The 25303-nt window shown below is 62.6% G+C and carries 25 protein-coding genes; 8 read left to right on the plus strand and 17 right to left on the minus strand.

The genetic code is table 11. From position 1 onward, the window contains the following. Positions 1-66 precede the first annotated feature (66 nt). Complete coding sequence (gene dnaA / locus GTP58_RS14830; RefSeq protein WP_072783575.1) at positions 67-1467, minus strand: chromosomal replication initiator protein DnaA; 1401 nt, start codon at positions 1465-1467, stop codon at positions 67-69. Between the two features lie 387 nt (positions 1468-1854). Between dnaA and rpmH the strand changes: the two genes are divergently transcribed. The 5 genes from rpmH to mnmE all read left to right on the plus strand — a co-directional run bounded on the left by rpmH (position 1855) and on the right by mnmE (position 5945). After that, entirely contained in the window at positions 1855-1989 is a 135-nt protein-coding gene (rpmH, locus tag GTP58_RS14835) for a 50S ribosomal protein L34 (protein ID WP_040378179.1), read from the plus strand. 24 nt (positions 1990-2013) lie between these two features. Further along, positions 2014-2463: a ribonuclease P protein component gene (rnpA, locus tag GTP58_RS14840; RefSeq protein ID WP_072783577.1), complete on the plus strand. Its 450-nt coding sequence runs from the start codon at positions 2014-2016 to the stop codon at positions 2461-2463. Then, a complete protein-coding gene (gene yidD, locus GTP58_RS14845) occupies positions 2460-2714 on the plus strand; it encodes a membrane protein insertion efficiency factor YidD (RefSeq protein WP_072783579.1) in 255 nt (84 codons plus the stop codon). The genes rnpA and yidD overlap by 4 nt, the downstream gene beginning before the upstream one ends. An 8-nt stretch (positions 2715-2722) precedes the next feature. Then, positions 2723-4471, plus strand: coding sequence for a membrane protein insertase YidC (gene yidC, locus GTP58_RS14850; RefSeq protein WP_161078084.1), 1749 nt, complete (start codon positions 2723-2725; stop codon positions 4469-4471). Between the two features lie 94 nt (positions 4472-4565). Further along, positions 4566-5945 carry a tRNA uridine-5-carboxymethylaminomethyl(34) synthesis GTPase MnmE gene (gene mnmE, locus GTP58_RS14855; protein ID WP_072783584.1) on the plus strand — a complete coding sequence of 460 codons (1380 nt, stop codon included), beginning with the start codon at positions 4566-4568 and terminating at the stop codon, positions 5943-5945. 95 nt (positions 5946-6040) lie between these two features. On the opposite strand, the gene GTP58_RS14860 is transcribed toward mnmE, so the two are convergent. The 4 genes from GTP58_RS14860 to GTP58_RS14875 form a co-directional block, all read right to left on the minus strand. Next, positions 6041-6979 (minus strand): SMP-30/gluconolactonase/LRE family protein, encoded by a 939-nt coding sequence (locus GTP58_RS14860; protein ID WP_161078085.1) that lies wholly within the window; start codon positions 6977-6979, stop codon positions 6041-6043. After that, positions 6976-8277, minus strand: a complete 1302-nt coding sequence (locus GTP58_RS14865) for an energy transducer TonB (protein WP_161078086.1) — start codon at positions 8275-8277, stop codon at positions 6976-6978. The genes GTP58_RS14860 and GTP58_RS14865 overlap by 4 nt, the downstream gene beginning before the upstream one ends. Positions 8278-8282: 5 nt before the next feature. Continuing rightward, the gene (locus GTP58_RS14870; RefSeq protein WP_161078087.1) at positions 8283-9998 is read right to left on the minus strand and encodes an Hsp70 family protein; all 1716 of its coding nucleotides are present in this window, start codon (positions 9996-9998) and stop codon (positions 8283-8285) included. Between the two features lie 90 nt (positions 9999-10088). Beyond that, the gene (locus tag GTP58_RS14875; protein ID WP_072783593.1) at positions 10089-11060 is read right to left on the minus strand and encodes a sensor domain-containing diguanylate cyclase; all 972 of its coding nucleotides are present in this window, start codon (positions 11058-11060) and stop codon (positions 10089-10091) included. A 302-nt stretch (positions 11061-11362) separates the two neighbouring features. Between GTP58_RS14875 and GTP58_RS14880 the strand changes: the two genes are divergently transcribed. Next, on the plus strand, positions 11363-11572 hold the full coding sequence (locus GTP58_RS14880) for a hypothetical protein (RefSeq protein WP_161078088.1): 210 nt from the start codon (positions 11363-11365) through the stop codon (positions 11570-11572). Positions 11573-11590: 18 nt separating this feature from the next. On the opposite strand, the gene GTP58_RS14885 is transcribed toward GTP58_RS14880, so the two are convergent. Both GTP58_RS14885 and GTP58_RS14890 read right to left on the minus strand, forming a co-directional pair. Continuing rightward, positions 11591-12217 (minus strand): Hpt domain-containing protein, encoded by a 627-nt coding sequence (locus GTP58_RS14885; RefSeq protein WP_161078089.1) that lies wholly within the window; start codon positions 12215-12217, stop codon positions 11591-11593. 82 nt (positions 12218-12299) lie between these two features. Beyond that, positions 12300-13226, minus strand: a complete 927-nt coding sequence (locus GTP58_RS14890) for a CAP domain-containing protein (protein WP_229215575.1) — start codon at positions 13224-13226, stop codon at positions 12300-12302. 146 nt (positions 13227-13372) lie between these two features. Here GTP58_RS14890 and pssA point away from each other — a divergent pair, with 146 nt between their 5' ends. Then, positions 13373-14131: a CDP-diacylglycerol--serine O-phosphatidyltransferase gene (pssA, locus tag GTP58_RS14895; protein WP_161078165.1), complete on the plus strand. Its 759-nt coding sequence runs from the start codon at positions 13373-13375 to the stop codon at positions 14129-14131. Here the strand turns inward: pssA and GTP58_RS14900 are convergent. Further along, positions 14128-15039 carry an aldo/keto reductase family oxidoreductase gene (locus GTP58_RS14900; RefSeq protein ID WP_229215576.1) on the minus strand — a complete coding sequence of 304 codons (912 nt, stop codon included), beginning with the start codon at positions 15037-15039 and terminating at the stop codon, positions 14128-14130. The genes pssA and GTP58_RS14900 overlap by 4 nt on opposite strands. A 126-nt stretch (positions 15040-15165) precedes the next feature. On the opposite strand from GTP58_RS14900, the gene GTP58_RS14905 reads away from it, so the two are divergent. Further along, entirely contained in the window at positions 15166-16473 is a 1308-nt protein-coding gene (locus GTP58_RS14905; protein ID WP_373924739.1) for an EAL and HDOD domain-containing protein, read from the plus strand. 32 nt (positions 16474-16505) lie between these two features. On the opposite strand, the gene GTP58_RS14910 is transcribed toward GTP58_RS14905, so the two are convergent. The 9 genes from GTP58_RS14910 to GTP58_RS14950 form a co-directional block, all read right to left on the minus strand. Next, on the minus strand, positions 16506-17651 hold the full coding sequence (locus tag GTP58_RS14910; RefSeq protein WP_161078093.1) for a D-alanyl-D-alanine carboxypeptidase family protein: 1146 nt from the start codon (positions 17649-17651) through the stop codon (positions 16506-16508). Positions 17652-17693: 42 nt separating this feature from the next. Then, the gene (locus GTP58_RS14915; RefSeq protein WP_161078094.1) at positions 17694-18356 is read right to left on the minus strand and encodes an alpha/beta hydrolase; all 663 of its coding nucleotides are present in this window, start codon (positions 18354-18356) and stop codon (positions 17694-17696) included. A 5-nt stretch (positions 18357-18361) separates the two neighbouring features. Next, positions 18362-18679, minus strand: a complete 318-nt coding sequence (locus GTP58_RS14920; protein ID WP_161078095.1) for a ferredoxin — start codon at positions 18677-18679, stop codon at positions 18362-18364. Positions 18680-18706: 27 nt separating this feature from the next. Further along, complete coding sequence (locus GTP58_RS14925; RefSeq protein WP_161078096.1) at positions 18707-19924, minus strand: VanZ family protein; 1218 nt, start codon at positions 19922-19924, stop codon at positions 18707-18709. Further along, the gene (locus tag GTP58_RS14930; RefSeq protein WP_161078097.1) at positions 19921-20535 is read right to left on the minus strand and encodes an ABC-type transport auxiliary lipoprotein family protein; all 615 of its coding nucleotides are present in this window, start codon (positions 20533-20535) and stop codon (positions 19921-19923) included. The genes GTP58_RS14925 and GTP58_RS14930 overlap by 4 nt, the downstream gene beginning before the upstream one ends. Positions 20536-20545: 10 nt before the next feature. Beyond that, positions 20546-21484: an MlaD family protein gene (locus GTP58_RS14935; protein WP_161078098.1), complete on the minus strand. Its 939-nt coding sequence runs from the start codon at positions 21482-21484 to the stop codon at positions 20546-20548. Further along, a complete protein-coding gene (locus GTP58_RS14940) occupies positions 21484-22326 on the minus strand; it encodes an ABC transporter ATP-binding protein (RefSeq protein WP_072783616.1) in 843 nt (280 codons plus the stop codon). The genes GTP58_RS14935 and GTP58_RS14940 overlap by 1 nt, the downstream gene beginning before the upstream one ends. After that, entirely contained in the window at positions 22326-23438 is a 1113-nt protein-coding gene (locus GTP58_RS14945) for an ABC transporter permease (RefSeq protein WP_072783619.1), read from the minus strand. Before GTP58_RS14945 ends, GTP58_RS14940 begins: the two co-directional genes overlap by 1 nt. Before the next feature lie 112 nt (positions 23439-23550). Further along, positions 23551-25023, minus strand: a complete 1473-nt coding sequence (locus GTP58_RS14950) for a B12-binding domain-containing radical SAM protein (RefSeq protein WP_161078099.1) — start codon at positions 25021-25023, stop codon at positions 23551-23553. Positions 25024-25303 lie beyond the last annotated feature (280 nt).

Genomic DNA, 25303 nt, shown 5'->3' on the forward strand with positions numbered 1-25303 from the left:
ATGCGTGTTGAATGCTGGTTGCCGTGGCAGGTTTGCCTGAATCATAAGGTAAACCATGCCCTCCGGCTAGCCCTTCAGGGTCTGTTCCAGGACGTGCAATTCGTGGTTGCATTCCGGGTTTTTGGTGCGGTCCAGCGCGATCTTGCGGACCGCGTGCAGCACGGTCGTGTGGTCGCGGCCGCCGAACAGCTCGCCGATTTCCGGCAGCGACTTCTGCGTCAGTTCCTTGGCCAGGTACATGGCGATCTGGCGCGGGCGGGCGATATTGGCCGGCCGGCGCTTGGAATACATGTCGGCCACCTTGATGTTGAAGAAGTCGGCCACGGTTTTCTGGATGTTTTCCACCGAAATCTGGCGGTTCTGCACCGACAGCAGGTCTTTCAGCGCTTCCTTGACGATGTCGATGGTGATGTCTTTGCCGTGGAAACGCGAGTACGCCAGGATCTTGCGCAGCGCGCCTTCCAGCTCGCGCACGTTGGAGCGCAGGTGCTTGGCCACGAAGAAGGCGACGTCGTCGGAGAAGGTCACGCCTTCCTGCTTGGCTTTCTTGAGCAGGATCGCTACGCGCATTTCCAGCTCGGGCGGCTCGATCGCCACCGTCAGGCCGGAGTCAAAGCGCGAGATCAGGCGGTCATCCATGCCGGTGATCTCTTTCGGATAGGTGTCCGAGGTAATGATGATCTGCTTCTTGGCAGCGATCAGCGCTTCAAACGCATAGAAGAATTCTTCCTGCGTGCGGCTTTTGCCACCGAAGAATTGAATATCATCGATGAGCAGCATGTCCAGCGAGTGGTAGTAATGCTTGAAGTCGTCGAAGCCCTTGCGCTGGTAGGCGGTCACCACGTCGCGCACATACTGCTCGGCGTGGATGTAGCGGATGCGTGCGCCTGGCTGGTCGGCCATCACCTGGTTGCCGATCGCGTGGATCAAGTGGGTCTTACCCAGGCCCACGCCGCCGTAGAAGAACAGCGGGTTGTACGACACGCCCGGGTTGTTGGCGACCTGGATCGCAGCGGCGCGCGCCAGCTGGTTGGCCTTACCAGTCACGAAGCTGTCAAACGTCAGGTCCGTGTTGATGCGGCTCTGCTCGCGGCGTGGCGCGGCCGAGGCCGGCATTTCCGGCACCGACGGCACGGAATCGGCCATGCGCGCATTGTTGCTCGGCGCGCCGCCGTTCGGATCGGGCACGGGCGCGGTGGTGGTGGCTGGTTTTTTCGGCGCGGACAGGCGTGGGTCGAGCACAAACTGCACTTCGGTCGGCTGCTCCCAGTACTGGCAGGCCAGTGCGGTGATGCGGCTGGCGAACTGGGTCTTGACCCAATCCAGCTTGAAGCGGTTGGGCGCGGCCATGCGCAGCTTGCCCGCCTCGTAATCGAGGGGGATAAGCGGCTTAATCCAGGCGCTGAATTGTTGCGGCGTCAGCTCCAGCTCCAGCTGGGCGGAGCAGGTCTGCCAGAAATTTTCCATGAATCTTTTGTGTATTCTTACTGTATAAGGGTGTGGGCAACTTTGAAGTTTTTCACACGTAACGCGCTATTCTACTCTCGCTCGGCTTAGTTATCCACAGGCACGGCAGGATTTTTTCGCAGTTTGGCTGCCGCCGGGGTGGCTGGAGGCGGCAGCCAGTTGTTGACAAGCGGGGCCGAAATGCTGATAATTCAGGGTTCCCCGCCCGTATTCCTTGTTTCTTCACATGGATATCAATATGGAGTAGCGAGGATTTAGCGGGCGATGAGATGGACCCAGCTTGTGCCGGATAGCGTTGGCATGGGTGCGCGAAGTGTCATTGGCACCAAAAACTGACGGGCCGTCTGACCCGATTTTGCATTTTTTTCTGCTTTAAGCGAGACCAACATGAAACGTACTTACCAACCTTCCGTTGTACGCCGTAAGCGTACCCACGGCTTCCGTGCACGTATGGCTACCCGTGGTGGCCGTCAAGTGCTGAACGCACGCCGCGCCAAAGGCCGCAAGCGTCTGGCTGTATAAGCTAGTCACTTGTTAGCTGATCGCGTGGACAGCTGCGTAAACAGCGGCTCGACAGGCGAAGGTTCACACGACTTCGCGCGCGCTCGGCGTATCGTTAAAACGGATGAATTTTCATCCGTTTTTCGTTTGCGCCCTAGCCAAAAAAGCGCGCACTTCGTGCTGTACACCCGTCTGAACCAACTGCCGCATGCGCGGCTGGGCGTCGTGGTAGCCAAGCGCTTTGCGCCGCGCGCTGTCACCCGCAATACGATCAAACGCGTCACGCGCGAACTGTTCCGCGTCAGCGGCCTGCCCGCCATCGATTGCGTGGTGCGCCTGGCCAGACCGGTCAACAGCAAAGATGGCCCTGCCACCACTGCAAAGCTGAAAGCGGCCTTGCGGGTGGAATTAGCACGTCTGTTTGCCGCGCAGGCAAAACAGTCGGCGCGGCCGGCCTTGCCTTCGGCGTCGCCGCCGCCACATAGGTCGCCATGAAAACCGTGCTCCGCTTCCTGCTGCGCTTTTATCAACTGGCGATCAGCCCGATGATGACGCCGAGCTGCCGGTTTTATCCGAGCTGTTCGAACTATGCGCTGGAAGCGCTGGACGTCCACGGCGCCGCGCGCGGCAGCTGGCTGGCGTTGCGCCGCGTGTGCCGCTGCCATCCGTGGCATCCGGGCGGGCATGATCCGGTGCCGGGCACCTCCCATTCCTCTACGACCGCTTGCGGTTGCAACCACTCCTGATTGAAATAATGGATATCAATAAACGTACCATCCTGTGGATCGTGTTTGCGGTGTCGCTGTTTGTTCTGTGGAACAACTGGCAAGTCTCGAACGGCCGTCCATCGATGTTTGCACCACCGCCAGCGCAGACGGCCAAGGCGCCTGAGGCGAAGAAATCCGACCTGCCGGCCGCTGCTGCCGTGCCGGGAGCGGCTGCCACCGCCGCCGCACCAGGCGCTGCGGAAGCCGCGCCGTTCAAGGCCGAGCGCATCACCATCACCACCGACGTGGTGCGGGCCGATATCGACACCCAGGGCGGCACCATCAAGCGCCTGGAACTGCTCAAGTACAAGGAAAACGGCCACCCTGGCTGGTTCAACGGCTGCTTCGGCCTGTTCAAATGGTGCGAACCGGGCGACAACAGCAAGAACGTGGTGCTGTTTGACGTCGATGCCGGCACCGGCAAGACCTATCTGGCCCGTACCGGCCTGATCGGCGCTGGCGTGCCCAACCATAACAGCGGCTTTGTTGCCAAACCTGGCCCGCGCATGCTCAACGACGCCAACCAGGTGCAACTGGTGCTGGAATCGGAAGAGGGCGGCGTCAAGCTGACCAAGACCTTCACCTTCAAGCGCGGCGACTACGTGATCGGCGTGCGTCATGACGTCACCAACACCGGCGCCGCGCCGGTATCGCCGCAGCTGTACCTGCAGCTGGCGCACGACGGCAACAAGCCGGCCGGCGATTCCTTCTTCAACAGCAGCTACACCGGTCCGACCCTGTACACCGATGAAAAGCACTACGAGAAGCTGAAGTTCGAAACCCTGGAAAAAGAAGCGCAGGAAGCCGCCAAGACCGGCAAGCCGATGCTGCAGGACCACGCGACCAAGGCCGACAACGGCTGGATCGCGATTTCGCAGCACTTCTTCGTCTCGGCCTTCATTCCTCAGCCTAAGCTGATGCACGATATCGAGACCACCAAGATCGACACCAACGTCTACGGCATCAGCGTCAAGCAGCCGCTGGGCACGCTGGCGCCGGGCGCGACCGTGTCGAACGACGCCAAGCTGTTCTCGGGTCCGCAGGAAAACGCGTTGCTGGAACCGGTGACGCCAGGCTTGGTGCTGGTGCGCGACTACGGTTGGCTGGCCGTGATCGCCAAGCCGATGTTCTGGGTCATCGAGCACATCCACGGCGTGCTGGGCAACTGGGGCTGGACCATTATTGCGTTCACCATCCTGATCAAGCTGCTGTTCTTCCCGCTGTCGGCCGCCGGCTACCGCAGCATGGCCAAGGTCAAGCTCGTGACGCCGAAGATGCAAGCCATCCGCGAGCGCTACAAAGGCGACCCGGCCAAGATGAACCAGGCCACCATGGAACTGTACAAGCAGGAGAAGATCAACCCGCTGGGCGGCTGCCTGCCGATCCTGGTGCAGATGCCAGTGTTCATCGCGCTGTACTACGTGCTGCAATCGGCCGTGGAAATCCGCGGTGCACCATGGGTGGGCTGGATTACCGACCTGGCGCAGCATGATCCGTACGCCATCCTGCCGGTGCTGTATGCGATTTCGATGTTCATCACCACCAAGCTCAACCCTGCACCGGCGGATCCGATGCAAGCCAAGATGATGCTGTTCATGCCGCTGGCGTTCTCGGTCATGTTCTTCTTCTTCCCGTCCGGCCTGGTGCTGTACTGGGTAGTGAACAACGTCCTGTCGATTGCCCAGCAATACGTGATCTCGAAGAAGTTCGGCGCGGTAGAACCGGCTAAAGCCTGACCAGACTGTTGCTAAAAAGCTCCATGTGCGCTTGCCGCGGCCCAGGCCGCCGCAAAGCCACATGGAGCTTTTTTTTATCTAATACAATGCCTGTATGAATATCGATTCCTCCCCCATCGCCGCTATCGCCACCGCACCGGGGCGTGGCGGCATCGGCGTCGTGCGCGCCTCCGGCAAACAGCTGCAGCCGCTGATTGCCGCGCTGTTTGGCGATAGCAGCCTCAAGCCGCGCCACGCGACCTACATCCCGTTCACGCAGGCGGACGGCAGCGTGATCGACCAGGGCATCGCCATCTGGTTCAAGGGCCCCCACTCGTACACCGGCGAAGACGTGCTGGAACTGCAAGGCCACGGCGGCCCCATCGTGCTGCAAATGCTGCTGGCGCGCGTGCTGGAAGCGGGCGAAGCACTGGGCTTGCGCCTCGCCGAGCCTGGCGAATTCACACGCCGGGCTTATCTGAACGACAAGCTGGACCTGGCGCAGGCCGAGGCAGTGGCCGATCTGATCGACGCCTCGACCGAAGCGGCGGCCAAATCGGCCTCGCAATCGCTGTCGGGCGCGTTCTCGAAAACCGTGAACAAGCTGGTGGCCAGCGTCACCAACCTGCGCATGCTGGTGGAAGCGACCCTGGACTTTCCGGAAGAAGAGATCGACTTCCTGGAAAAATCCGACGCGCGCGGCCAGCTCAAAGGCATTGTTGACGCTTTAGAGCAAGTCTTCAAACAGGCGGCGCAGGGCGCCTTGCTGCGCGAAGGCCTGAACGTGGTGCTGGTCGGCCAGCCGAATGTGGGCAAATCCTCGCTGCTGAACGCGCTGGCGGGCAACGACGTTGCCATCGTCACGCCGATCGCCGGCACCACGCGCGACAAGGTCACCGAAACCATCCAGATCGAAGGCATCCCGCTCAACATCATCGACACTGCCGGCATCCGCGCGGCGGAAGAGGCGGTGGACGTGGTGGAGCGCATCGGCATCGAACGCACCTGGGGCGAAGTGGGCAAGGCCGACGTCATCCTGCACCTGCTGGATGCCGACCACGGCCCGTCGCGCGCCGACGAAAGCATCGTAGCCGCCTTCCCGGACGGCGTACCGGTGCTGCGCATCTGGAACAAGATCGACCTGTCCGGCCACAAGCCGGCGGTGGACGTGATGGGCGACGCCACCCACATCTACCTGTCCGCGCACGAACACATCGGGATCGACCTGCTGCGCAAGGAGTTGCTGCGCATCGCCGGCTGGCAACAGACGGGCGAATCGCTGTACCTGGCGCGCGAACGCCATCTGATCGCACTGAAAAACGCCGGCGCCCACCTGGCGCGTGCGGGTGAACATGCGGCGCAGAACGACCAGTCGCTGGACCTGTTTGCCGAAGAACTGCGGCTGGCGCAAGTTCAGCTGTCCAGCATCACTGGCGCCTTCTCCTCCGACGACCTGCTGGGTGTCATCTTCAGCCGCTTCTGCATCGGCAAATAAACTCCGGGGTCAGGTCCGTCATTTCTACACGAGCTGAGCCGTAGCGCAAGCTACGGCTCAGCTCGTGTAGAAATGACGGACCTGACCCCGGATTGTTAGTAGGGCGAGCCGGTGACGTTGAGCTTGACTTGCCAGAGGGCGCCGGCGCCTGTGATATAGAGGGTCTTGCCATCGCTGCCGCCAAACGCGGCGTTGGTGACGTTGGCGTCAACCTTGATGGTGGCGATTTCTTTGCCGGCAGGCGTGAAGACGCGCAGGCGCCGGTCTTCGTGTTCGGTCACGTAGATGTTGCCGTGGCAGTCGACCGCCATGCCGTCCGGCACGCCCAGCTTGCCGACCAGCTCTTTGCCCCGCTGCGGCACGCCATTGACGATGGCGTAGGAACGCAGCACGCCGTGATCACCGACCATGCCGTTCACATACAGCACATCGCCGCGCGGCGACAGCGAAACGCCGTTCGGATTGCGCAGCGTGTCGTCTACTACGGTGACCTTGCCATCGGTGGCGACGCGGTACACGCGCGTCTTGTCCTGGCCGCCCGGCGCAGCGGTGCGCTGGAAGTCGGGATCGCTGAAGTACAAGGTGCCGTCCGCAGCCAGCGCCATGTCGTTCGGTGAGTTGAAGACCTGGCCCGCATATTCTTTGACGATGTCGCTGCGCTGGCCGTCCAGCGTGTAGCGCGACACGGATTTGTATTTGTGGGTGGCGGCGATCAGGTTGCCTTTGCCGTCGGTCGCCAGGCCGTTGCTGCCGCTGTCGTCGATGACGACGCTGACTTTGCCGTCCGCATCCAGTTTCATGATGCGCGACGGGAAGCCGGGGCCGAACGTGAAGTCGGAGAAGTACAGCGCGTCCTTGATCCACACGGGACCTTCGTACAAGCCCGGCTCGCTGCGCGTGGTGTTGGCGGCGGCGATGCGGGTGGCGCGCAGTTCGCCCGCGGGCGCGGTGCCGGTGCACGTTGCGGGCGCTGCCATGGCGGTGGCGGTGGACAGGGCGGCGGTCAGACTCAGTACGATGTGGCGTAGTTTCATGGGGTGGCGTTGTCGCGGACGTTGAATGAAATCAGGAACTCCCGCGGTATCGCCGCAGGGAAGGGCGCGCACGCGCGGATGGCGCTGATCGCCGCACTATCATAGCTGACCCTGCCTGAAGTCTGGTACACCATGATCTGGTAGATGTTGCCTTTGTCGTCCAGCACCACGTTGATGTCGGCCCGGTGCTGACCCGGTCCCAGATCCATGGCCCCGGTCGGCATGTGCGCCTTGATTTTCTGCAGCATCTCCGGCGGCAGTTGCTGGACCACGGGTGGCGCGGTTTGCGGCAGCTGCGGAAAGCGCGGCGCAGGTGTGGTGTCGGCGTGCTCGCTGTTGTAGTTATAGGCCACGCGCACCAGCTGAAGCAGCACCAGGAATAAGACCCAGCCCGCACGCGACGACAGGTTGATGTTGAATCTGGGCCACCAGGATTTCTTCGGCGGCGGCAGGGCGTCAAAGCGTGCGCGCCACTGCGCCACCATGCCGATGTTGCTGACCACTGACATCCACACGGGGAAGTAGGCGGCCATGCGTTCGGCATACGGCAGGTCGTTGCGCAGCTGGTAGTCGGATGGGGTGTCGTCCTTGCGCAGCAGGTCCAGCACGGCGCGGTTGATCATCAAATCGGCTTCGGGCAGGTGCGCGAAGATGGTGTGTTCTTCGATGGCCTTGTCGATCAGCGCGCCTGCGCGGCCCAGCTGCAGCAGGCGGCGCCGGTCGTCGCTCCACTGGAATATCTTGCAGGCGACGGTGAACAGCAGGTCGTGCCCCGGCCGCCAGCCGCTGGCCAGCTGTTGTGCAATATGGGCTTCGAAGTAGATGCGTGCGCTGATGTTGAGCAGGCGGTCGTCGTCCAGGCTGTGCTGCAACGCCTGCTGCCACGGGACAGGATTGCGCACGTGGTGGTCTTGCAGCAGCTGCTGCATGGCGGCGCGGAAGTCTTCCAGGACGGCGGCGGCCAGCCGTTGGGGATCTTCGTGCGCGATCTGCTGCGGTTCGGATGCGGCCTCGGGCTGGATGCCCAGGCTGACGGGTGTGCGCGGCATGCCGTAGTCTGGGGCGACCGGTTCTGGCCTCAGCGGCGCTGGCGCGGCGGCGGAGTCGGTGGCCTGCTGGTCGCGCCAGGCGAGCCAGCTCAGTGCGGTCTCATAGGCCTCGCGCAATTCCTGGAATGCGGCGCCATCCTGCTCCTGGTCGATGAGCTTGAGCTCGCGTGCATAGGCGCGGCGGATGGCGCGGGCGTCGGTTTCGGTATCCAGGCCCAGGCGTGCCAGGAATGGCATGGTGTCGCGCATGGTGTTCAGTTCGGGTAGTCGGGCAGGAAGCTCTGGCTCTCCAGTGCATCCAGCAGTTCGCCGAAGGCCTTGGCGGCCGGGCCAAACTGTTTCTTGTCCTGGGTTTCCAGCGCCTGCTCAAAGCGCGTGATCTGTACACCCAGGTGTTCACGCACGTTGCCGCGCAGCTGCTGGTACAGGCGTTCGCCGCGCGCCAGCAGGGTGCGGTTTTCCATCTGGTCGCGCGGGTGGATTTTCAGCGCAGACAGGGCGGCAAAGCGTTGCGCGATTTCCTGCTCGCTCAGCATGCCGGGATTCCCTTCGATCAGCAGCGTGTTCTGTTGCTGGGTCTTGACGATGGTGGCTTCCACTTGCAGCAGGCCGTTGACGTCGTAGGTGAAGCGCACATCGACGCCAGCGTCTTCCTGCGGGCCGCCCGGCAAATTCAGTTGCAGCGAGCCGAGCTTGATGTTGTCGCTGGCCATGCGCGCCTCGCCCTGGAATACATTGAGCACCAGCTGCTGCTGGTTTTCCTTGAGCGGGTAGTAGCGTTTGACGCGGCTCACCGGCACCACGCTGTTGCGCTCGATAATCGGGTCGAAGTGGCCGTGTGAATACACGTCCTGGCCCAGGCGCATGGAGGTGTCCACGCCCAGCGAGTAGGGCGCGACGTCGGTCATCACCACTTCATCAAGTGCGGCGTCGCGCGCTTTCAGGCCGGCCTGCACGGCGGCGCCGAGCGCCACCACTTCGTCCGGGTTGATGTCGCATGACGGGAAGCGGCCGAACATGCGCGCCACCAGGCGCCGCACCATGGGCATGCGCGAGGCGCCGCCGGCCAGTACGATGTTGTCCAGTTCGCTGCTGGGCAGCTGGGCGTCGCGCAGCGCGCGGTCGACCGGATCGCGCAGGCGCGACAGCAGTGGTGCGCAGATTTTTTCAAATGCGGCCTCGTCCAGTTCCATCGCGTACTCGGCGTCGTTGTCGCGGATGCGGATGGTGGTGCTGGCCGTGTCGCTGAGCGCGCGCTTGGCCAGCTCGACCTGCGCATGCAGGCGCTGCATGAAGCCGGCGTCGTTCTTGTAGCTGGTGGACAGCTTGTTGTGCTCGAAGAAGCGCTCGACCACGCAGGCGACAAAGTCTTCGCCGCCCAGGAAGTTGTCGCCGGCCGAGGCGCGCACTTCCATCACGTTGTCGAACAGGTCCAGCACCGAGACGTCAAAGGTGCCGCCGCCCAGGTCGAATACGAGGAATTTGGTTTCGCTGTCGCGCAGGTGGATGCCGTAGGCCAGCGCCGCTGCGGTCGGTTCGTTGAGCAGGCGCTCGACTTTGAGCCCGGCCAGTTGGCCAGCCGCGCGCGTGGCTTTACGCTGGGCGTCGGAAAAGTAGGCCGGTACGGTGATGATGGCTTCCGTCACCGGCTGGCCCAGTGCCGCTTCGGCATCTTCCTTCAGCGAGCGCAGGATCAGCGCCGACAGTTCTTCGGGCCGGAAGCTGCGCGTGCCGAGCTGGATCTGGCGGTCGCTGCCCATGTGGCGCTTGAATGCGGCCGTGCTCAGCAGGGGATGGGTTTGCAGCCGTTCGCGCGCGGCGCGGCCGACCAGGATGCTGCCGTCCTCATCGATGCTGACGCAGGACGGCGTCAACACGTCGCCCAGGCTGTTGGGGAGGAGACGGGCGGCGCCGTTTTCCCACACGGCGATCAGGCTGTTGGTGGTGCCCAGGTCGATGCCAACTATCATGCGCTATCCTCTGCTGAATGTTTCACTCCAGCATCTTACCTCAGATACGCAAGATAGTTGGTAAATTGATAGCCTTTGTTGCTTGCCAAGTCAGGCGGCGCTGGCTTGCTCGCCACGGTAGACGATCACGCAGTCGCGGCCTGCATGCTTGGCCGCATACAGGCAGCTGTCGGCGGCGGCCAGCAGGGCAGCGGCGTCGTTGAGCGTGTCCTTGTCAAAGGTGGCCACGCCGATGCTCATGGTGACGTGCGGCTTGGTGGCCTTGGGCGAATGGGCCAGGTTCAGCGAGGCGATCTTGGCGCGGATGGTTTCCGCGTGCAGCGCGGCCTGCTCGGCGCTGGTGTCGGGCAGCACGGCGGCAAACTCTTCGCCGCCGTAGCGCGCTGCCAGGTCGGCCGGCCGCTGCAGCATGGAGGCAAACGCTTCCGCCACCATGCTCAGGCAGGCGTCGCCCTGCTGGTGGCCGAAGTGGTCGTTATAGGCCTTGAAGGAGTCGATGTCCATTAACAGCAGCGACAGCTGGCCATCGTTGCGCATGGCGCGGCGCAGTTCGCGGTCCAGTGCGACGTCGAAGTGGCGGCGGTTGGCGATGCCGGTCAGGCCGTCCACATAGGATTGCGCGCGCAGTTGCTCGGCCTGGCTGCGCAGCTGGCGCTCGCGGCCGACGATGGTGCTGATGTCGCTCACTTCAATCAGGCAGTAGCGTTCCTTGCCTTCGTTGAACGGCGTCACCGACACCGCTTGCTCGACGCGTTCGCCGCCCCAGCTGCCGGCCGGATACAGCGGAAACGGCGACGGGTTCAGCGCCGGCGACAGGGTCTGCGGCAGATTGCTCTGCATCGCGCTCAACACCGCCTGCTCGAGGCGCTGGCCGCGCAGTTCGCCGTACAGGTCGAACAGATCCTGGCCCAGTACGCGGTGCGCCGATTTGCCGGAACGGCTGGCCATCCACTGGTTCCACATCACGATGTGCTGATTGATGTCGAGGACGATGAGTCCCAGCTGGGCCAGTCCGAGCACGCGCGCGGACAGGTGTTGCGGGGCAGGGGCGAGTTCTGACATGCGTGCTTTCCGGATGGGAATAATGTGCCGATTATAAGGGGTGCGTTGCGGCTTGCTGCACTATCGTTTCCGGCTTTTTCATTGAAAAATATTTCCTCATTCTGTAGCGGACCAAAAGTGTCGTTTGACGGCGATTTTTTGCCGATGCGGTGGATGTAGCGCTTGCGAGTAACCTGCTATTATTGATTGTCGCAAACGGTTATGCCGCTTCATGCAACCGTTGAGAATTCTCATGTTTGCGTCAATTCCGCTGAAGTAACCTTGCACAACTGACCTGCGCTTGGCCTGGAAAGGAGGGGATCGTGGAACCGATACAAGAGAGCGTCCCGGACGACGGGGCGGGCATGCCGCCACCGGCATCCGCCAGGCCCGTGCCACCAGTGCAGACGCGCCAGATGCTGCCGCCCAAAGGCACCTGCTGGTATTGCGAAAAGCCGCTGGATAATGTGCGCCGCTTTTGCGACAAGGAATGCGCTGACGCGTTTGATGAAGAGAAGGAATACACCCGCTAGATCGCAGGTCCGCCACCGTCAGGCCATCGCTGCCTGCAAGGTCGCCAGCGCCGTTTCAAAATCGAACTGGTGCGCCGCTTCCGTCACTTCCTGAAAAACTTCCACGCCAAGACTGGCCGCCAGCACGGTTGCCGATTGCTCCAGCACGTCAATTGCCGTGCCATCGCCCTCGTCCAGCAAGCGCGCCAGGTGCAGCAACAGCATGCGGGTTTCCGGCAGGTGCGAGGGCTGGGCGGCGGCTGTGTGCTCCACCAGCATGCCGTGCGGATCGCCGTCAAGCACACCATCGATAATCGTGACCAGGCTGCGCAGCGCCTGTTCCAGCTGCACCAGCAGCGATGACCAGCTGGAGGCCGGTCCCGCGCACACCGGTTCCAGCTGCGCCGCCAGCAGATACACCTGCTGCGCGCCGATCATGCCGGCCGCGCCCTTGAGCGTGTGGACGATGCGCTGGGCGTGGCCCGGTTCGCCTTCGACCAGCGCCTTGCGCGCCTCGTTGCCGCTGTTCGGGTAGCGCTGGCGGAAGCGGCGCAGGATTTGCATGTACAGCTCGCGGTCGCCCATCAGCTGCTGCAAGCCGGTTTCCACTTGCAGGATGTGGCCCCCTTCGGGCGCCGGCGGCAGGAGCTGGCTGGTAGATGTCATCGTGCTCAGTGTGATGGTTGTTACCGCTACGATAGCAGACCCCGTTCCATGGCATCGTTGAAATCGTGCAACACCCGGCGCTTTATTTGGTGGTGAACGACCAGCTGCGTGTGACTGCGGTGCCGCCCACTGTGCCGCTGAACGTGACATCGTAGGTGGTGGCGCTGCGCAGCGGCGCCAGCGGAATGATGGCCGCGGCGCTGGACACGGTGCTGGTGCCCGCGCCCTGGCTCAGCAGCCGGGTGGTCAGCGCCGTGCCGCCGCGCGGCGCCACGGTGAAGCTTTGCACCACCACAGGATTGTTGATGTCCGCATGCACGCTGATCGGGTAGCCCACTTCGTTCTGGTTGGGCACCGGGTCGGGTGACTCGTTGTCGCTGAAGAAGTTGGTCTGCACATTGACCTGGTTGTTGATCGGGTAGGTGACGATCTTGCCTGCGCCGAGGCCGTTGTAGCCATTCACCACCGCAAAGTCGGCCGTGAAGTAGGTATAGTTGCCGGTGGCTGCACCGGTGCCGATTTCTTTGAACACCGGCTCAAAAATAACGAAGCGGTGGTAAATGGCTGTAATCAGTTCTTCCGCCATGTAGAAGCCGGAATTGTTGGTGTTGGCCGCGATGACTTCGCCGGCCGCATAGGACCCGCTCAGGGTGTAGCCTGCGGCTTTCAGGCGGTCGGCCACGTCCACGCCGGTAAACCCGGCTTTGCCTTGGGTTTGCTCGTGCGTGATGGTGCTGTTGAGCCGCTGGTAGTCCGAATGCCCCTGGGCGGCCGTATCGATGCGGCTGTTGCGCGTGAGGACAGACAGCCCCAGCTGCGCGCGCCGGTAGTTGAACCAGTTGAAGCCGTCGGTCGCGGTATTGTTGACGGAGGCGGGCGCGCCCGGTTCCGGTGTCAACGGCGGTGTGGTGGTCGAGCCGCCGCCAATCGAGGTTGAACCACCGCCGCCGCAAGCGGTCAGCAGTGCCGTCGTGCATAGCGCCGCCAAGGGTAGTCGCCATTTGTTCATGATGAGCTCCTGTGCCATGTCCCGATTCTATGTCGGATTTCAAAATCAGTGCACGCATTAGACGCACCTTGGCAGCGGACCAAAGATGGTAAGCTTGCCGTTTCTTTGAAATTGCCCCTGCTTTGAAGCCATTACACCATCCGCGCATGCAGCGCGCCAAGTTTGCCTTGCCCAGCATGGTCACGCTGATGTCGATTGCCTGCGGCTTCGGCAGCATCGTCATCTCGGTCGATAATGCGCTGGTCGGTTCGGCCCATGACTACCGTCTGGCAGCCGTGCTGCTGGTGCTGGCCGGCGTGTTTGACGCGCTGGACGGCATGGTGGCGCGCGCCACCAATACCCAGTCCGACTTTGGCATGCAGCTCGATTCGATCGCCGACGTCATGAACTTCGGCTGCGCGCCGGGGCTGCTGCTGTACTGCTGGGGGTTCCAGCAACTGGGCCTGGATCATCCCACGCTGCTGCGTCTGGGCGGCATGGCGAGTTTCTTCTTTGTCGCCTGCGGCGCGTTGCGCCTGGCGCGTTTCAATGTCAACGTTGGCCGTACCGATCCGCGCTATTTTGTCGGCATGCCGATCACGGCGGGCGCCGCATGCGTGGCGTCGGTGGTGGTGGCCTGGCCGGACCCGGCCGCATCGGTGCTGCATGGCAGCCTGATCGTGCTGCTGCTGTTTGGCGTGGGCAGCCTGATGGTCTCCACCATCCGCTTCCCGAGTTCCAAGCAGAAAAAGAGCGTGGCCGCGCTGGTGCTGCTGGCGATCAATGTGGGCCTGCTGGTCTGGCTGCAGGCGCTGTACTTCGTGCTGTTCTTTGCGCTCTACATCAGCGCCACGCTGGCGCTCAACGCGGCATGGAAAACCGGCTGGACGGGCATCGCCCCGCCGGTCGTCTACACGGACGATTAAGCCACTTCGTGGCCGCGCGCGGCGCGCAGAATCTCAAACCACTGGCTGCGGCTCAGGCTGAACTGGGTCGCTTCCACCGCTTCCTTGACGGCCTGGATACGGCCCGAACCGGTCAACGGCACCGGGCGGCTCGGCAGTTGCATGATCCACGCAAACACCACGCTGCCAAACGGACGTTGCAGCTCGTCCGCCACTTTCTGGATCGCGGCACGCACGCGCACGCCGGTGGCGTCGTCGCTGCTGAACAGGCGGCCCCCGCCCAGCGGCGACCAGATCATCGGCGCCACGCCCAGGTCTTGCAGGCCGTCGAAGGTTTCGTCAAACATCGGCGCCACGTGCAGCGGCGAGAATTCGACCTGGTTGGTGGCCAGCGCGATGCGGCGGTTCAGGCTTTCGAACTGGTGACGCGTGAAGTTGGACACGCCAAAGTGCTTGACCTTGCCATCCTGGCGCAGGCGTTGGAAAGCGCTGGCGATGGCGTCAAAATTCATGAGCGGATCGGGACGGTGGATCAGCAGCAGGTCCAGATGGTCGGTGCGCAGCTGGCGCAGCGAATTCTCGGCGGAAGCAATGATGTGGCTGGCGCTGGTGTCATAGTGCTGGATGGTGTGTTCCGGGCGCGCATCGGAGATCAGCTTGATGCCGCATTTGCTGACGATCTGCATATGGTCGCGCAGCGAGGGCTGCAACGCCAGCGCCTCGCCAAACGTGGCTTCCACCCCATAGCCGCCGTAGATATCGGCGTGGTCGAAGCTGGTAACGCCCATGGCCAGCGCCTGCTCTATCCATTCAACCCGCTGCTGCGGCGTGAGCTGCCATTCATTCATGCGCCACATGCCGGCCACGATACGCGACAGCGTCAGGCCGCCTGGATAAGTGATGAGGGATGGGCAGTTCAGGTCGGACATGAGCATGCTTTCAAGGTGAGGAGGTGGACAGGAATTATAGCCACAAGTGTGTAATTTAGTTACTTCCGTTGTTGTCGATTTTCATTGTATTATCGAAACGTGCGACCGACTGAACGGAGGGGTAACGTGGGCTTTCTATCGTTTCTGAGATCTAAACCGGAGCCACAAAAGCACGCCGCCAGTGCGCCTGCCGCGCCGCCCGCTGCTGCGCCAGCGCCGCGTCCGGTGGAAGATGCCGGCGCCATGGTGACGCGCGCGGAAATTGTCGACGAACGCCACCGCCTGTGCGGCTATCGTTTCAACGCACCGCAGCTGGAACCCGCATTGATCGATACCCTGGTGGCCGCCCATGTGCCGCAGTTTGCGCAAAACCGCATGGCGCTGGTGCAACTGAGCATGGACGCCGTGGTGTTCAATCGTCACCTGCCCCTGATCGCTCCGCACACGGTTTTCCTGCTGGACCGCAAGGCTGCCAACCTGCCGGCCGACCAGATTGCCGGCCGCATGGCGGCGCTGCGCGAATCCGGCTGCAAGGTGGCGTTGCGCGGTGTCACGCTGGATGTGGAAGATGCGCCGCTGCTGACCGCCTGCGACATCGTGGTGCTGTACTTGAATGAACATACGTTGGCCGAGTTTCAGACCCTGACCAAGCAGCTGCGCCTGCGCTACCAGGAGCTCAAGCTGATTGTGGATGGCGTCGAATCCTGGGACGAGCAGCGCATGTGCGCCTCCTGGGGCTGCAATTATTTCATGGGCCATTTCCTCACCACCAGCGACAAGGTGGACCCGGACGCCAAGATCGACCAGAGCCGCATGACCTCGATCGAGCTGCTGAACCTGCTGCGCACGGATGCCGAGCTGCCGGCCATGATCGAGGTGGCCAAGCGCGATCCCGGCATGACTTACCAGGTGCTGCAATGGGCGAACGCGCCAAGCAATGGCCAGGCCACCAAGGTGACCAGCCTGCAGCAGGCATTCATGGTGCTGGGCCGGAACCAGCTCTACCGCGGCCTGACCGTGTCCATGTTCCGCCTTGGCGGCGGCGCCACCAAGGAACGCGATGAATCGCTGCTGGAAGTGGCGTTGACGCGGGCGCGCTTCCTGGAAACCTGCAGCCGGCTGCCGCAGACCAAGCGCGATGAGTTGTTCCTGGTGGGGCTGCTGTCGCTGTTCGATGTGCTGCTGGGCGTGCCAATGGCCAATCTGGTCAGCAAGATGCACCTGTCGGACGATATCCGCGACGTGCTGCTGCACAGCGAGGGCGCTTACGGCCCGTATCTGATGATGGTGCTGCTGCTGGAGCGCGACAAGGTTGACCGCGCGCTGGAGATTGCGGCCAAGTTGGAGGTGGAGATGGAGGCGCTGCCGTCCGTGGGGCAGGCGGCGTTCCAGTGGGCGCAGGAGTCCATGCACCACACCAGCGCCGACGACTGATAAAAAAAGCCCGCCGAAGCGGGCTGGTCAGATTATTTCAGCCAGAGGCGGATCGAATCCCAGGCGCGGCCGAAGATCGAGGCTTGCTCGACGGTTTCCAGCGCCACCACCGGCAGTTCCAGCATTGGCTTGCCGTCCACCATCATCTTCAGGGTGCCGACGCGGCTGTTTTCAGCCAGCGGCGCGACCAGCGGGTCTTTGCGTTCCAGCGCCGGCTTCATCTTGCCTGCCACGCCTTTCGGCACGGTGACCATGACGTCGTTGGCAAAGCCGATCTTGACCTGGCCCTTGGCGCCTTTCCAGACTTCCGGCGTGGCGATCGGCTGGCCTTTGGAGTACAGCTTCACGGTGTCGAAGTTCTGGAAGCCCCAGTTCAGCAGCTTCTGGCTTTCCTGGGTACGTACCTGGTCGGACGAGGTGCCCAGCACCACCGAGATCAGGCGGCGCTCGCCGGCGCCGTTGGGACGGTGGGCCGAGGCGATCATGCAGTAGCCGGCCGCTTCGGTGTGGCCAGTCTTCATGCCGTCCACGGTCGGGTCCAGCCACAGCAGGCGGTTACGGTTCGGCTGGGTGATCTTGTTGTAGGTGAAGGTTTTCACCGAATCAATCTTGTAGAACTCCGGGAAGTCCAGGATCACGCGCTTGGCCAGCACCGACAGGTCCTGCGCGGTGGAATAGTTTTCCGGCGACGGCAGGCCGTGCGGATTGGCAAAGTGGGTCGAGGTCAGGCCCATGCGCTGGGCTTCCTTGTTCATCATCACGACGAAAGCGGATTCATCGCCAGCCACCGCTTCGGCCAGCGCCACGGCGGCGTCGTTACCCGACTGCACCATCAGGCCGTACAGCAGGTCGTTGATGCTGACCGGGGTGGCCGGATCAATGAACATCTTGGAGCTGCTGGTGTCGACCTTCCACGCCTTGGTGGAGACATTGACCATTTGCTTGAGGTCGATCTTCTTGTCGCGCAGCGCGGTGAAGGCGACGTAGGCGGTCATGATCTTGGTCAGCGAGGCCGGCTCGATGCGGGCGTTGGGATCTTGCGAGGCGATAATCTGGCCGCTGGTCGCGTCCAGCAGCAGCCAGGACTTGGCGGCGATGGTCGGGGCCGGCAGCGTCTGCGCCACGGCCGAGGTCATCAACATCACACTGGTGGCTAGTGCCGTGATAATTTTCTTCATAAGATCTGGTGTAAAAGTTAAAAGCCCGGTGATTATAGTGGCTTAGTCGGCGCTTGAGGTGTCCTCTTCAGCCTCGGTTAAGCGTGGACGGTGCCACAGCTGCGTGACCCAGCTCTTGATGTGACCCAGTTTGCGGTGGAAGAAATGGTCGGCGCCAGGGATGACGATGACGGGAATGTCCTGCGGGCGCAGCCAGTCCAGCACGTCGATGAGGGGAATGATGTCGTCGTTTTCGCCGTGGATCAGGATGGTGTCGGCAGGCACTTCGGCCAGCTCCCATTTTTTGGCGGCGGTGCCGACCAGCACCAGACGCTCCGCCGGCGTACCGGCCGCCGCCAAACGCTGGGCCAGGTGCGACTGCACATAGGTGCCGAAGGAGAAGCCCGACAGTGCCACCGGCAGGCCGGGGAATTTTTCCACCATCCACGCATGCAGCAGGCCCATGTCGTCGGTCTCGCCCTTGCCGTGGTCGTGCACGCCTTCGGAGGCGCCGACGCCGCGGAAGTTGATGCGCGCCACCACATAGCCCAGGTTGACGAAGGTACGCATCAGCGTGACGGCCACCTTATTGTCCATGGTGCCGCCGTACAGCGGGTGCGGGTGGGCCACCAGCGCGACGCCGCGCGGTGCGATGCCCGGGTAGTCAATCACGCCTTCCATCTGGCCGGCGCCGCCAGCCAGGGTAAATTTTTCGCTTTTGTTCATAGACCTTAGATTTTGAGACGTTCCACAACCTTGCCGTTGACCAGGTGGCTGTCGATGATTTCATCGACGTCGCTGGTGTCGACGTAGGTGTACCAGGTGCCTTCCGGATAGACCACCAGCACCGGACCATCTTCGCAGCGGTCCAGGCAGCCGGCCTGGTTGATGCGGACCTTGCCGTGGCCGTTGAGGCCGAGTTCCTTGCAGCGTTTTTTCGCATGCTTTTGCGCGGTTTCGGCGCCATGGGCGCCGCAGCTGTCGCGGCCGTCGTCACGCTTGTTCATGCAGAAGAAAACGTGGTGTTTGAAGTAGGGAGTGTCGCTCATGGCTATACCTCGGTGAGTTGGTAGCCGCTATGATACCTTGGCCGCGTTCAGCTTGTGGGACGGCAGCCACAGGAACCAGACCGCAAAGAACGGCCACAGCAGCGACAGGAACTGCGCCGCCCCATTGAAATTCAGGAATTTACCCTGCACCCATGTTTGCAAAGTTGCCACGAAATACGGATTGGCCGGCGTGGTGTTGATGATGACCAGACCCAGCAGCAGCGTGGTCACGGCCAGCCGCCGCTGCGCCACGTGCGGCGCATAGGTCAGGCCGGCCAGCATGATGGCGCCGATCAGGAACCCGGCCTGGGCGCCCGGCGTGACCCAGACAAACGCATTTTCAGGCGAGAACAGCAGCGCGGTCGCCAGCGCCTTGACCACCACCGAGGCCGCCACCATGGCGCTCAGCAGCAGGCCGCGCGGCGATGGCTTGCGCAGCAGGCACAGCAGCGTCAGGCCGGCGCCCACCATGCCGCATGCGGTGATGATGGTTTCGGACAGCCAGTATTGCTCGACCGTGAGCTCGACGTCGGGGCGGATCATATTGCCAAGGTCGATTTCCATGTCCAGCAGCTGCGACAGCCATTCGGACAGGATCGGCAGCAGCTGGCCCAGGCCGTACAGGAAGTTCTGCGGATAGATCTGCGCCAGCGGCCACAGCGCCAGCAGCACCAGGCCCTGGCTGGCGTGCGGCGCGAACCAGGCGCGGCGCAGGCGCTGCAGCTGGCTCTGGTCCAGCAGGCGGCGCACGGTGAGTACGCCGATCAGCGCGCCTATGGCGCAGCCGACGGCGTTGGTGTAGAAGTCCAGGTTGGATGAGACGCGGCTGGGCAGGTAGGTCTGCACCGCCTCCATGGTGCCGGACACCAGCAGGCCGCAGGCGCCGGCCAGCAGCAATGCCCAGATGCCTTTGACGCGCGGGTAGAGCGCGTACACGATCAGTATGCCGAACGGGATGTAGCCGATGACGTTGATGATGGCGTCAAATTTGGTCCAGTAGCGCGGCATGCTGGTCGTCTCGAGGAAGATCAGCGGCGACAAGCCCTGGTTATGCCAGCCGGAGAAAGGAAACCAGCTGGCGTAAATAATCAGCAGCAGATAGGCCAGCAGCGCCGCGCGCGTGATCGGCGAGGTGCGGCTGACCGGCGCCAGGGGCGGCGTGGCCTCTGCGGGCGGCGGTGTGGCCGCAGTTGGCGAGGGAGCCGGTGCTGGCGCCGCCGGCTCCGCTGGCGTGTTTTCCGTCATTCCTTGGACGGCGGCAGCGCCGCCAGCCAGGTGATGAGATCCGCCGCCACGGCGTCGCTGGCCGCCGACAGTGCGCGCGCGCCGCCTGCCGCATCCGCGCTGGTCGCTGCGACGCTGCTGCTGAAGGTCTTCTGATCCACCAGCTTATGGCTGCGGAACACCGAGGCGCGCAAGGTCAGGGTGCCATTGCTGCTGGTGGCCGTATCGAAGTTTTGCGCAAAGTCCTCCACCTCCATGCGCAGCACGGTGGTGCTGGCGGCAGCGTCGGTGGTCGCCAGCACTTTCACGCCAGCCTGCGCGATGCGCGCCTTGATGCGCTGCGTGAGCAATTGCGCCGGCGTGGCAGTCCACTGGTTATATGCGTACGGGCGCGGCTGGTTGGCGTCGGAATACAGCAGGCGATAGTGCATGCGCTCCGTCTCCAGCGCGGCCGGACCGGCAACGTCGGCGATGATGAGCGGCGCGATCTTGCTGGCGCTGGTGGGCGTGGCAGCCGTTAGCGGGCCGAAGTCGTATTGCGCGGTGGGCTGGCCTTTGCTGGCGCAGGCGCCCAGCAGCGCAGCGGTAGCGGCAATCGCGATGGCGTTACGGATGGTGGCGGTGGTCGTCATCTCGTGGTCCTTATTTGCTTGGCGCGGTAAAGCCTTCTTCGCCGGGGCCGGGCGGAGTGCCAGGTGAGCCGAAGATCAGGCTTTGCGGACGGTCGTTAATCTTGTTCATGGTCTTGCGCAGTGCGCGCATCGAGGCCTTGGTGTCGTCGGACAGCGAATTCACCTGCGGCAGCGTGTCCAGTTCCAGGCCGCCGGCGACTGCATCCACCGAGCCGCCGATGCGCTCCACCGTGGTGGTGACGCGGTCGATCGGACCGCCTGGCGCCTGCAGGCCGGTGGTCAGCTTGTTGACGTCCGTGGCCAGTGCGGTGACGGAGTTGAGCGTCTTCTGCGTCTGGTCGGCCAGTGCCGGCAGCTTGTCGATGGTCGGCTGCAGCTTCTCCGGCAGCTCACGGTACTTCTGCGCCGTTTCACTGACGTCGGAGAACGCGCCCAGGATGGTCTTCTGGTTGTCGGGGCTCAGCAAGGTGTTCAGGCGGCGTGTAACTTCCTCGGTTTGCGTCAGGATTTCCTTGCCGCGCTTTTCCAGCTGATCGAAGAAGCCCTGGCGCAGCGGGATGCGTGCCGGATGGTCGCTACTGGATGGCATGAGCGGCGAGCCGGCCTTGTCGTCATCGAGCGCGATGAAGGCGATGCCGGTCACACCCTGATAACCCAGCGAAGCAAAGGTGGTGGTGGTGATGGGCGCATCGGTGTTGATGTTGAGCGTGACCAGGATCTGGCCGGCCACCTTGGTGTCAAACGCGATGCCGCCGACGCGGCCCACTTCCAGGCCCCGGTAGCGTATCGGCGCCTGCGGATTCAGGCCGGGGATGGACTGCGCGGTGGCGATCACGTAGGGCACGCGCTCGACGCGGTCGCGGTTGAACCAGAGGCCATACAGGATCGCCGCTATCAGCAGCGTGATCGTGAAGAAGCCGGTAGTGAGGGCATGGGATCGGTTTTCCATCAGTGCTCCGTGGGTGTTTTTTCTTCCAGCGCTTCCAGTGCGCGGCGGCCGCGGTCGCCGAGGAAGAACTCCTTGATGAACGGGTGATCGACTTTCAGCAGATCGCGCAGCGGGCCAAGCGCGATCACGTGTTTTTCCGCCAGCACGGCAATGCGGGTGGACAGGGCAAACAGCGTATCCAGGTCGTGGGTGACCATCACCACCGTCAGACCCAGCTCGCGGTGCAGCGATTTAATCAGTGCCACAAAAGCTTCCGACAGGTCGGGATCAAGGCCGGCGGTGGGCTCGTCGAGGAACAGCAGCTTGGGTTCCAGTGCCAGCGCACGCGCCAGCGCCACGCGCTTGACCATGCCGCCGGACAGGTCGGAGGGCATCTTGTTGGCGTGCTCGGGGCCCATGCCGACCATATTCATTTTCAGCAGCACGGCGTCGTGGATCAGGTCTTCCGGCAACACGTGCAGTTCGCGCATCGGCTGGGCGATGTTCTCAAATACCGTCAGCGCCGAATACAGCGCGCCCTGCTGGAACAGCATGCCCCAGTGATTGCGCAACTGCTGCAGCTGGGCAGAATCGATCTCGCTGATGTCTTCGCCGAACACGCGCACGCAGCCGCGCGCGGGGCGCTCAAGGCCCAGCATCTGGCGTACCAGCGTGGTCTTGCCGGTGCCGGAGCCGCCGACGATGGAGAGGATTTCGCCTTGCTCGATTTCGAGGTTCAAGTCCTGGTGCACCACGGTGCGGCCGTACTTGGTCCACAGGCCGGTGATCTCGACCACGGGCACGCTGCCATCGAGTGTCAGTTCGCCGGTGCCGGGGCCGCAGGTGCTTTCGTGTTCGCTCATCAGAACCCCACACCGCTGAAGACAATCGCAAACACCGCGTCGGCCAGGATCACGGCGGTAATCGCGGTGACCACCGACGTGGTGGTGCCGCGACCCAGGCTCTCGGTATTCGGCTTGATGCGCAGGCCGAAATGGCAGGACACCAGCGCAATCAGCATGCCGAACACCACGCCTTTGCCGATACCGATCATGTAGTTCGCCAGCGGCACGGCCTCCGGTAGCTTCAGCAGGAAGTATTGCGGCGACAGATTCAGCTCCATTTTGGCGGACACCATGCCGCCCAGCAGCGCGATGGTATCGGTCCAGATCACCAGCAGTGGCATGGCGATGGCCAGTGCCAGCACTTTGGGCAGGATCAGGCGGAAGCCGTGCGAGATGCCCATTACCAGCATGGCGTCCAGCTCTTCGGTCACGCGCATCACGCCCAGTTGCGCGGTGATGGAGGAGCCGGAGCGGCCCGCCACCAGAATCGCCGCCAGCAGCGGCCCCAGTTCGCGGATGATGCTCATGCCCAGCAGGTTGACCAGGAAGATGTCGCCGCCAAAGTTACGCAGCTGCTGCGCCGACAGATAAGAGAACACCACGCCAATCAGAAAGCCGACCAGCGCCGTGATGCCCAATGCCTGGAAGCCGGCGTGGTAAATATTGGCGGAGATTTCCTTCCATGGTCCGCGCAGGGGATTGCGGATAAACCGCCAGCTGTCCAGGACCACCTGGCCAATCAGGCGTATCAGCCCGGCCATGTGCTCGAAGAACAGCAGCATGGCAAAACCCAGCTTCATCACCAGCGTGAGACGGTGCTGGCGCGAGCGTGGCAGCTCCAGTGTGCCGGTGGTTTCGAGGCGCTTAAAGAATTCTTCCTGTTCCGGCGCCAGTTGCAGGCTGGCGGGCCGGGTCTTGCCCCAGGCGTTCCAGAACAGCTGGGCGCCGATGTGGTCCATGCTGTCGACCGCTGTCAGGTCCCATTTCAGGTGGTCGCCCTTGAATGATTTGAGGGCAGCGGTGATGGTGGCCATCGCCTTGCCCTGCGCCAGAGCGTGAACTTGCCAGGTGCCGCTTGCAGCGACAGCGCCAGCATTGAGGGTCAGGGTAGGCTCTTGGGCAGTAGGCATAAGCTCAAGTTTAAGGGAGTTTCGCCCCGGCCGCTACTTGTGTTCACGGCCGGGGTGCGGCCTCGCTCATAAGACATACCCGAAGGGCCGTGGGGTCTGCGGGGTACAAGCCTCAGGCGGCCAGCCTTCGGGCCTGGCGCTTGGGCGCTGGCGTCTCGGCAGCCTTAGGCTTCGCCCCCGCATAATCGCTGGCCAGCAGCGCTTCGGCATCGCCCTTGTCCATGCCCTGGGTTTGCAGATAGCGCGCCACCATGGCCACCAGCCGCTCCAGCGCAATGCGGTGGGTAGCGTCAGTATTCGCATACAGCCAGTCAGAGAAGGCCATAAAGCTCTGGAACGGCTGCTCGCCCAGCAGCACCGGCAGCGTGTGGCCGAAACGGCCGGAATTGGCCACCAGGTCCCAGTAGCGGGCAAAGCGCACCAGCCGTTGCATCGTGCTGAAGTCGATATCCTTGTTCGCCAGGATGGTATACGGCGGGTACGGATCGTAGACCATGCCGTATTCCTGCGTGTGGCGGATGATCGGCGTGCCGCGCAAACGCTTCAGGATGCCGAACTGGATCTCGTGCGGTTCCAGCGCCCACAGCTTGTTGAAGCCTTCGGCAAAGCTCTCCATCGTCTCGCCGGGCAGGCCGGCAATCAGGTCAACGTGCATGTGGGCGTGCGATTGCGTGGTTAGCCAGCGGATATTGTCGGCGGCCTTCTGGTTGTCCTGCTTGCGGCTGACCAGCGTCTGCACCGCAGGATTGAAGCTCTGGATGCCGATTTCAAACTGCAGCGCGCCGGGCGGGAACTTGGCGATGCCTTCTTTTAGTGCATCCGGCAGATGGTCGGGGACCAGCTCGAAGTGGGCGTAGACCGGATCGTCTGGATGGGCTTCCAGCTTATCCAGGAAGAACTGCATGATCTTCAGGCTGGTCTTGATATTCAGATTGAAGGTGCGGTCGACAAACTTGAACAGGCGCGCGCCGCGCTGATATAGCGACTCCATCTCGGCCAGGAAGCTGTCCAGCGCGAACGGCCAGGCCGTCTTGTCCAGCGCGGACAGGCAGAACTCGCACTTGAACGGACAGCCGCGCGAGGCTTCTACATATAAGGTACGGTTTTTGATGTCGTCATCGGTGTAGAGCGAGTAGGGCAGCTTGATCTCGGCCATGGGCGGCTGCACGCCGGCGTGCACCTTCATGAGCGGCTTGGGACCGTTGAGGATCTCGCCGCACAGCTTGGGGAAGGTGACGTCGCCCCAGCCGGTAACCACGTAGTCGGCCAGCTTCACAATCTCCTGCTCATTGGTTTCATGGGAAACCTCCGGGCCGCCCAGCACCACGGTCACCTGCGGCGCCACGCGCTTGAGCATGGCGACCACTCTGGCTGTCTCTTCGACGTTCCATATATAGATGCCGAAGCCGACGATGCGCGGCGCATGCGCCAGGATGCGTTCGACGATCTCGGTAGTCTTGGCGCCGATGACGAATTCCTGCAGACGCGTTTGCGATTGCAGCTCGCCCATATTGGCTAATAGATAGCGCAGACCCAGCGATGCGTGGGTATAGCGGGCGTTGAGGGTGGTGAGCAAAATAGACATACCGTATTTTACTTTACGAGAGGGGTTGACGACTCACATAGGCTGCGGCATAATCTCATCTCTCTGCTGCAGAACAAAACGATTCGCAGCGTTACAGAGACAAGATCTTTAAAAATTCAGAATCGATAAGTGTGGGCGTTTGATGCTGCAACAAAAAGCATTAAATGCTCCACAAGAAATAAGCAGTAGTAATACTGTCAGTATTTTGAGTGAGCGAACCATGGTCAGCAATGATCATAAAACAGAGATTAAACTAAAGAGTTTGATCCTGGCTCAGATT

It is taken from the genome of Duganella sp. CY15W, assembly GCF_009857555.1.
Classification (GTDB): Bacteria; Pseudomonadota; Gammaproteobacteria; order Burkholderiales; family Burkholderiaceae_D; genus Rugamonas; species Rugamonas sacchari.